Source organism: Bradyrhizobium sp. P3_C3, from assembly GCF_056402655.1.
The window spans coordinates 60,927-68,500 of record NZ_JBFUGY010000045.1; the positions used below are offsets into that span (position 1 = coordinate 60,927).

Below are 7,574 nucleotides of genomic sequence, written 5' to 3' on the forward strand. Positions count from 1 at the left end.
ATCGGGCGTGCAATGAGCGTGCAAACGGGCCGCATTTTGGCTATCGTATGCACGGTCCGTGCATGAAATGGATAAATTACGCATGATCTCCGTAGACGCATTCGACCTCAAGATCCTGGGCGCGCTCCAGGATGACGGCCGCCTCACCAACCAGGAGCTCGCCGATCTCGCGGGGCTCTCGGCCTCGCAATGCTCGCGGCGGCGGATGCGGCTGGAGGAGGAGAAGGTGATCTCGGGCTATCACGCCGATCTCTCCAGCGAGGCGCTGGGCTTCGGCGTGATCGCCTTTATCCAGGTGGGGCTCGCGACCCACTCGCCGGACAATTCGAAACGCTTCCGCGCCTTGGTCAACCGCATCGACGAGATCCAGGAAGCCTATTCGCTGACGGGCGACGCCGATTACGTGCTCAAAGCCGTGCTGCGCGACCTCAAGGGCCTCTCCAACCTCGTCAACGACGTGCTGATGCCGCACCAGAGCGTAGCGCACGTGCGCTCTTCGATCGTGCTCGACAGGCTCAAGGAAAGCTCGCGCCTGCCGCTGAAGGATTTGAAGGCTGGCTGAAATCGAGGGAACTACGCCATTCGCGCTTCACGCGCCGTCTGCGATGATCAGCTCAATCTGCGGAGATTCTGCCATGGCCCTCCAGCTTCGACCGAACTGCGAATATTGCGACCGCGACCTGCCGCCTGATGCAACGGACGCGCGGATCTGCTCCTATGAATGCACGTTCTGTGCGGATTGCGTGGAGACGAAACTCTCCAACGTCTGCCCGAACTGCGGCGGCGGTTTTGCGCCGCGCCCGATCAGGCCGACGCAGGAATGGAGGCCGGGCGTGTGTACGACCAGGCAGGCGCCGTCGGACAAGCGGGTGCATTTGAAGTACAGCGTAGAGGATGTCGCCGCGCATTGCGCGCGGGTGCGCGACGTGCCGCCGGAGAGGCGATAGGTCTCGTAGGGTGGGCAAAGGCGCCTTAGCGCCGTGCCCACCATGTCGCCGCAACTATGATCGGAATGGTGGGCACGCTTCGCTTTGCCCACCCTACGACACCGCAACGCGCGGCTACTCCGCCGCCAAAATCGTCCCCTCGACCTCGCCAAACCCGACCCGGTAGCCATTGCCCTGGCACCAGCCGCGCATGACGAGACTGTCGCCGTCTTCCAGGAACGAGCGCTTGATGCCGCCGGGCAATTCCACCGGCTCGGTGCCGTTCCAGCTGATCTCTAATAGGCTGCCGCGCTGGTTCTTCTCCGGGCCGGAGATCGTGCCGGACCCAAGGAGGTCGCCGACATTCATCGCACAGCCGCTGGAGGCGTGGTGCATGAGCTGCTGCACCGAGGACCAGTACATGTACTTGAAATTGGTGCGGCTGATGCCGGCGGGCGCATTGGTGCCGGCCGCGCGCAGGGAGACGTCGAGCTCGAGATCATAGTTCTGCGGCTTCGCCTGCTTGAGATAATCCAGCGGCACCGGCTCCTGCTCCGGTCCTTTCAGCCGGAATGGCTCCAGCGCCTCGCGCGTCACCACCCACGGGCTGATCGAGGTCGCGAACGCTTTTGCCAGGAACGGGCCGAGCGGCACATATTCCCATTGCTGGATGTCGCGCGCGCTCCAGTCGTTGAGCAGCACGAAACCGAAGATCATCTCCTCGGCCTGTTGCTCGGTCAGCATGCCGCCCATGGCTGAGGGCTGGCCGACCACGACGCCCATCTCCAGCTCGAAATCGAGCCGCTTGCACGGTCCGAAGCTGGGCACCTCGACATTCGGCGGCTTCAACTGCCCGCGCGGCCGCTTCACCTTCGTTCCAGAGACCACGACGGTCGAGGCGCGGCCGTTATAGGCGATCGGCATGTGCAGCCAGTTCGGCTGCAGCGCGTTGTCCTTGCCGCGGAACATCACGCCGACATTGGTGGCGTGCTCCTTCGACGAATAGAAATCGGTATAGCCGGACACTGCGAACGGCAGATGCAATTTTGCATCGCGCATCGGCACCAGGGCCTGCTTGCGCAGCTCCTCATTGTCACGCAGCTCCGGATGATCATGACGCAGCAGCTCGCTGATCCGCGCGCGTGTCTTCGTCCAGACCTTTGGTCCCAGCGTCATGAACGGATTGAGCGAGGGGCCGGAAAACACGCCGAGCGGGCCGACATCAAGCCGGCAATCCTGCTCGAGCGCCCAGAGATCGAACACGTAGTTGCCGATCGCGACACCGACGCGCGGCGTCGGATTGGCCGAGGTCGAGAACACGCCATAGGGCAGGTTCTGGATCGGGAAGTCGGAGGCGGGATCGACGTCGATGAAGGAGCGGAGGCTGGGGTCGTTGGGGTGGGGCATGTTTCCTGCCATACGAATTCTGGTGCTGAACTTCTGTCACCCTCCCCTGGAGGGGGAGGGTCGGCTCATATTGAGCGCAGCGAAATATGAGACGGGGTGGGGTGATCTCTCAACACGGGCAGTGTTCCCTGCGGAGAGACTGTCACCCCACCCCGCTACGCATTCCGCTTCGCTGCATACGTAGCGACCCTCCCCCTCCAGGGGAGGGTAAGCAAGACTACCGCTTGTTCGGATCGAACCGCTTCTCCAGGCCCGTCCAACAATCCGCGTAATTGTCCTGCAGCGTCGACGACTTCGCGGCATGCGCTGTCACGCGCTGCGGGTAGCGGGTCTCGAACATGAAGGCCATGGTGCCGGTCAGCTTCACCGGTTTCAGCTCACCGTTGCTGGCGTGCTCGAAGGCGTCGCGGTCGGGTCCGTGCGGCAGCATGCAATTGTGCAGGCTGATTCCGCCCGGGACAAAACCCTGCGGCTTGGCGTCGTAGACGCCGTAGATCAGGCCCATGAACTCGCTCATGATGTTCATGTGATACCAGGGCGGGCGGAAGGTGTTGTCGGCCACCATCCAGCGCTCGGGGAAGATCACGAAGTCGATGTTCGCGGTGCCCGCGGTCTCCGACGGCGAGGTCAGCACCGTGAAGATCGAGGGATCGGGATGGTCGAAGCCGATCGCGCCTACGGGAGAGAAGGTGCGCAGATCGTATTTGTAGGGCGCGTAATTGCCGTGCCAGGCGACAACGTCGATTGGCGAATGCGGCAGCGTGGTCTTGAACAGCGAGCCGCCCCATTTCACGTAGAGCTCGGTCGGCGTGTCCTTGTCCTCGTAATGCGCGACCGGGGTGAGGAAATCGCGCGCGTTGGCGAGGCAATTGGCGCCGATCGGCCCGCGCTCCGGCAGCGTGAAGGCGCCGCCGTAGTTTTCGCAGAGATAGCCGCGCGCAGGACCGTTCGGAATCTCGACGCGGAATTTGACGCCGCGCGGGATCACCACGATCTCGCCGGGCTCGCCGTCGATACGGCCGAACTCGGTGACGACGCGCAGATTGCCCTGCTGGAGCACGAACATCAACTCGCCATCGGCATTGTAGAAGTGCTGATCCACCATCGACTTGGTGATGAGGTAGATATGCGCGGCCATGCCGGCCTGCGTGTTGACGTCACCAGCCGTCGTCATGGTCTGCACGCCCTGGAGGAAGGTCATGTCCTCCTTCGGGATCGGCGCCGGGTCCCAGCGCAGCTGCGCGATCGGCAAATCGTATTCATGGCAGGGCGCTGAGCGCCACAGGCCGGCATCGGCCTTCTCGAAGCGGCCGGAATGCTTCACCGAGGGACGGATGCGATAGAGCCAGGAGCGCTCATTGGTGCCGCGCGGCGCGGTGAAGGGTGAGCCGGAAAGCTGCTCGGCGTAGAGTCCGTAAGCGCAGCGCTGCGGCGAGTTGCGCCCGATCGGCAGCGCGCCCGGCAGCGCCTCGGTCTCGAAGCTGTTGCCGAAGCCGGACATGTAGCCCGGCGTGACCTGCGCCGAGCTCCGAATGATCTGATCAGGCGAGGTGTTGACGTTCATGACTATCCTCCTCCTTGCAGGGCGGCCCACATTTCCTGGTCGCGCTTGTCGGTCCAGATCACGGGGTCGTCGATCCCCGACGCCTCGTCATAGGCGCGCGACACGTTGAACGGCAGGCAGTGCTCGTAGATGGCGAAGCTGTGGAACTTCGGATCCATGACTTCGCGCGTCGCCGCCATCGATTCCTTCAGCGTACGCCCCCTGGCGACCGAAATTTCGGCCGCGCCATAGAGCGAGGTAACGAAGTCACGCGTCATCGCGATGGCTTCGCGCACCGTGGCCGTGCCCTTCAGCGCATCGCCGCGGCCCGGCGCGATCGCCTTGGGATTGAAGTTGCGGATCTCGTTCAGCGTCAGCGGCCATTCGCGCAAATGCGCGTCGCCGCAATAGCAGGCCGAGTGATATTCGATGAGGTCGCCGGAGAACATCACTTCGGCATCCGGCACCCAGGCGACGATGTCGCCGGAGGTGTGGCCGGCCCCTAACTGCATCAGGCGCACCTCGCGCTTCCCGAGATAGATCGACATCTCACCTTCGAAGGTCAGCGTCGGCCAGGTCAGGCCGGGAATGCTCGCGGCATCCTGGAACAGCCGCGGGAAGCGGCCATATTCGGAATCCCAATCCTGCTGGCCGCGCTCCTCGATCAGACGATAGGTCTCCTGCGAGGCCACGATGCCCTGCGCCTTGTAGGCGGAGGCGCCCAGCACGCGCACGGCGTGATAGTGCGACAGCACGACATATTTGATCGGCTTGTCGGTGACGGTGCGGACGCGCTCGATCACCTTGTTGGCCATCGCCGGCGTCGACTGCGCGTCGAACACCAGACAGCCGTCGTCACCGACGATGATCGCGGTGTTCGGATCGCCCTCCGCGGTGAAGGCATAGAGATCGGTGCCGATCTCGGAGAAGGTGATCTTCTTTTCGGAGAGATCGCCGGTGGATGCGAAGTTCTTCGCCATCAATTCGTCCTCAGGTCTTTGGGTTATTGTTGTTGCTGTTGTTGCTGCTGGCCGTCGGTCATGCGCCGCTTCGCGAGCACGATCGCTTCCCGCAACACGTCGATGTCGCCGATATGGTTGGCGAGGATCAGGACCAGTGCCGCGTCGAAATCGGCGCTCTGCTCGTCGGTGAAGCCGCGGTGCGCCTCGACGATGGCACGAAACGCATCGTCGGGCCGCGCGAAGTTTGAGCTGGTTGAAAGCGGCATGCGAATCCTCAATTCAAGCCTTGGGCCCGCGACAACGCGGCCGCGATCGCCGCACGCGTCGGATGTCGGAAGCGCGCCGCAACGTAGCCGTCGGGCCTGAGCAGATAGGCAGTACCTGACTCGGCGCCATAGCGCTTTGCGACAAGGCCCGAGGGATCGGCAAGCCCGCCCTCGCCACCGATGCGGATATCCTTGACACCATCGGGCGCACCGGTCGCCGCGCCATTGCTGAACGACAGCAAGGTGAAGTCCGTTCCACCCCGGCGGAATGCATCCGTCAGATAGGCCTGCTCGCCAACGGGGGCGTCGAGCATGGAGCAGCCGGGCAACGGTCCGCCGCGCCACGCATCGGCATCGGGCGATGACAGCGGCGAGTCGTAGCTGCACGGTACCGAGAGCCGCCCGCCATTGACCATGCGCTTGCCGAACTCCGTTTCCTTGGCCAGCGACAGCACCGCCTTGCGCAGCCGCGCTTCCTGATGCGAGTTCGGCGCCATGAAATCGGTCGAGCGGGTCGATTCGCGGATGTTCTCGTCGGCAGCCAGGCTGCGCTCGACATGGTAGCTCTCGAGCAGGCTCGCGGGCGAGGTTCCGCGCAGCACGCGGTCGAGCTTCCAGGACAGATTCTCGGCGTCCTCTAGCCCGGAATTGGCTCCCCGCGCGCCGAAGGGTGAGACCTGATGCGCGGAATCGCCCGCAAAAATCACCCGGCCGTGGAGGAAGCGATCCATCCTCCGGCACTGGAATTTGTAGAGCGAGATCCACTCGAACTCGAACTTGTCGTGACCGAGCATGCGCGCGATCCGCGGCCGCACGTTCTCCGGCTTCTTCTCGACGACGGGATCGGCATAGCGATTGAGCTGGAGATCGATGCGCCAGACATCGTCGGGCTGCCGGTGCAGCAGCGCGGAGCGCCCGGCATGAAACGGCGGATCGAACCAGAACCAGCGCTCGGTCGGGAACTCCGCGGTCATCTTGACGTCGGCGATCAGGAACTGGTCCTCGAACACCTGTCCCGCGAACTCGGCGCCAACCATCTGCCGCAGCGAGGAGCGCGCGCCGTCGCAGGCGACGACATATTGCGCGTGCAGGCGATAGGCGCCCTCCGGCGTCTCGATCGTCAGCGCGACGGAATCGTTGCGCTGTTCAAGCGCCGTCACCTTGTTGCGCCAGCGCAGATCGATCTCAGGGAGATCGCTGATGCGATCGACCAGATAGGCCTCGGCGTAATATTGCTGGAGGTTGATGAAGGCCGGCCGCTTGTGACCGTCTTCCGGCAGCAGGTTGAACTGGTAAAGCTGCGACTCGCCATGAAAGATGCGGCCGACGCTCCACACCACGCCCTTCTCGACCATGCGGTCGCCGACGCCGAGCCGATCCCAATATTCGAGCGACCGCTTGGAGAAGCAGATCGCGCGCGAGCCTTCGCCGATCCGGTCGGCATCATCCAGAAGGACGACGCGCTGGCCGCGCTGGGCCAGGTCGATCGCGAGCGACAGCCCCACCGGCCCCGCGCCGACGACCACCACGGGATGCTCGGCCGCACTCTGGCCGGGACGATCCTGGTCGGGGTGGCGGCGATAGCCGAACTGGGTTTTGGCCTGCTGCGTATTGGCCTGCGCCATGCGCTAACCTCGGCTCTGGTCAAGAGAGGACTGATCTGCTAGATAGTCTCACGTGCAACTATTTTGGACCGGAGCCGGCCGGCCGTCAACTGGAATTCGGAGCGCTCTCTTTGGCGAGGACATCCAGCGACATCGCGCTGAAGGCACGTGAGGCCGACGAGGCTTCATTGCGGCCGAAGGCGCGGCTCGATTTGTTCAAGTTCGTGCCGTTCCGCCTCAACCGGCTGGCGGCCGAGGTGAGTTCCGCGCTTGCGGTCGAATATCAGGAGCGTCACGGCCTCGACATTCCGGCCTGGCGCGTAATCGCCACGCTCGGCTTCCGCAACGATGCCTGTAGCGCGCAGTACATCTCGCAATGCACCCGCACGCACAAATCCACCATCAGCCGCGCCGTGACCGCGCTGCTGCACCAGGGGCTGATCGAGCGGGTCGAGAACGAAGCCGACCGCCGCGAATTCCGCCTGCAACTGACGAAGAAGGGTCGCGCGCTGTACGAAGAGCTGTTCCCGCAATTGCTGCGGCGGGAGGACGAGATCCTCGCCTGCCTCTCCGCGCAGGAGCGCAAGCAGCTGTCGGCCCTGCTCGGCAAGATCGAACAGAGCCTCGACCTGATCCAGACCAGCGAAGAGGCCGACGCGAAAGAGGCGTATTAGATGCGGTAATGGGCCCGGCTCCGGAGCAAGGGGTCATGATGGTGGCTGTCCCCCGATAGATGATGAAACGGGGTCACGACTTGAGTCGGCCCCAAGCATCTGGAGACGGAGGACAGCCGTGGAGAATTATGCCGGAATCGACGTGTCATTGGAACTGTCGAGCGTGTGTGTTGTGGACGCCCAGGGTAAGAT

At 63.7% G+C, this 7,574-nt stretch carries 8 protein-coding genes; 3 read left to right on the top strand and 5 right to left on the bottom strand.

Translation table 11 applies throughout. The annotated features are described in order from the left end of the window. The first annotated feature begins 82 nt into the window (after window positions 1-82). Both AC1DW2_RS35800 and AC1DW2_RS35805 read left to right on the top strand, forming a co-directional pair. Window positions 83-562, top strand: a complete 480-nt coding sequence (locus tag AC1DW2_RS35800) for an Lrp/AsnC family transcriptional regulator (protein WP_038959069.1) — start codon at window positions 83-85, stop codon at window positions 560-562. A gap of 73 nt (window positions 563-635) precedes the next feature. Then, the gene (locus AC1DW2_RS35805; RefSeq protein ID WP_477008333.1) at window positions 636-947 is read left to right on the top strand and encodes a DUF1272 domain-containing protein; all 312 of its coding nucleotides are present in this window, start codon (window positions 636-638) and stop codon (window positions 945-947) included. A gap of 114 nt (window positions 948-1,061) precedes the next feature. Here the strand turns inward: AC1DW2_RS35805 and fahA are convergent, their stop codons facing one another. The 5 genes from fahA to AC1DW2_RS35830 form a co-directional block, all read right to left on the bottom strand. Further along, entirely contained in the window at window positions 1,062-2,333 is a 1,272-nt protein-coding gene (gene fahA / locus AC1DW2_RS35810; RefSeq protein WP_477008334.1) for a fumarylacetoacetase, read from the bottom strand. Between the two features lie 217 nt (window positions 2,334-2,550). After that, entirely contained in the window at window positions 2,551-3,897 is a 1,347-nt protein-coding gene (gene hmgA, locus AC1DW2_RS35815) for a homogentisate 1,2-dioxygenase (protein WP_477008335.1), read from the bottom strand. A gap of 2 nt (window positions 3,898-3,899) precedes the next feature. Then, window positions 3,900-4,856, bottom strand: a complete 957-nt coding sequence (locus AC1DW2_RS35820; protein WP_014490504.1) for an MBL fold metallo-hydrolase — start codon at window positions 4,854-4,856, stop codon at window positions 3,900-3,902. Between the two features lie 23 nt (window positions 4,857-4,879). Then, window positions 4,880-5,104: a DUF2783 domain-containing protein gene (locus AC1DW2_RS35825; RefSeq protein ID WP_014490505.1), complete on the bottom strand. Its 225-nt coding sequence runs from the start codon at window positions 5,102-5,104 to the stop codon at window positions 4,880-4,882. Window positions 5,105-5,112: 8 nt separating this feature from the next. Next, window positions 5,113-6,729, bottom strand: a complete 1,617-nt coding sequence (locus tag AC1DW2_RS35830; protein WP_477008336.1) for an FAD-dependent oxidoreductase — start codon at window positions 6,727-6,729, stop codon at window positions 5,113-5,115. 110 nt (window positions 6,730-6,839) lie between these two features. Here AC1DW2_RS35830 and AC1DW2_RS35835 point away from each other — a divergent pair, with 110 nt between their 5' ends. Next, a complete protein-coding gene (locus tag AC1DW2_RS35835) occupies window positions 6,840-7,382 on the top strand; it encodes a MarR family winged helix-turn-helix transcriptional regulator (protein WP_477008337.1) in 543 nt (180 codons plus the stop codon). Window positions 7,383-7,574: the final 192 nt, after the last annotated feature.

Bases quoted from the DNA above. Each gene is read 5' to 3' on its own strand.
- AC1DW2_RS35800 (WP_038959069.1), top strand. From the start codon at position 83: ATGATCTCCGTAGACGCATTCGACCTCAAGATCCTGGGCGCGCTCCAG.
- AC1DW2_RS35805 (WP_477008333.1), top strand. From the start codon at position 636: ATGGCCCTCCAGCTTCGACCGAACTGCGAATATTGCGACCGCGACCTG.
- fahA (WP_477008334.1), bottom strand. From the start codon at position 2,333: ATGCCCCACCCCAACGACCCCAGCCTCCGCTCCTTCATCGACGTCGAT.
- hmgA (WP_477008335.1), bottom strand. From the start codon at position 3,897: ATGAACGTCAACACCTCGCCTGATCAGATCATTCGGAGCTCGGCGCAG.
- AC1DW2_RS35820 (WP_014490504.1), bottom strand. From the start codon at position 4,856: ATGGCGAAGAACTTCGCATCCACCGGCGATCTCTCCGAAAAGAAGATC.
- AC1DW2_RS35825 (WP_014490505.1), bottom strand. From the start codon at position 5,104: ATGCCGCTTTCAACCAGCTCAAACTTCGCGCGGCCCGACGATGCGTTT.
- AC1DW2_RS35830 (WP_477008336.1), bottom strand. From the start codon at position 6,729: ATGGCGCAGGCCAATACGCAGCAGGCCAAAACCCAGTTCGGCTATCGC.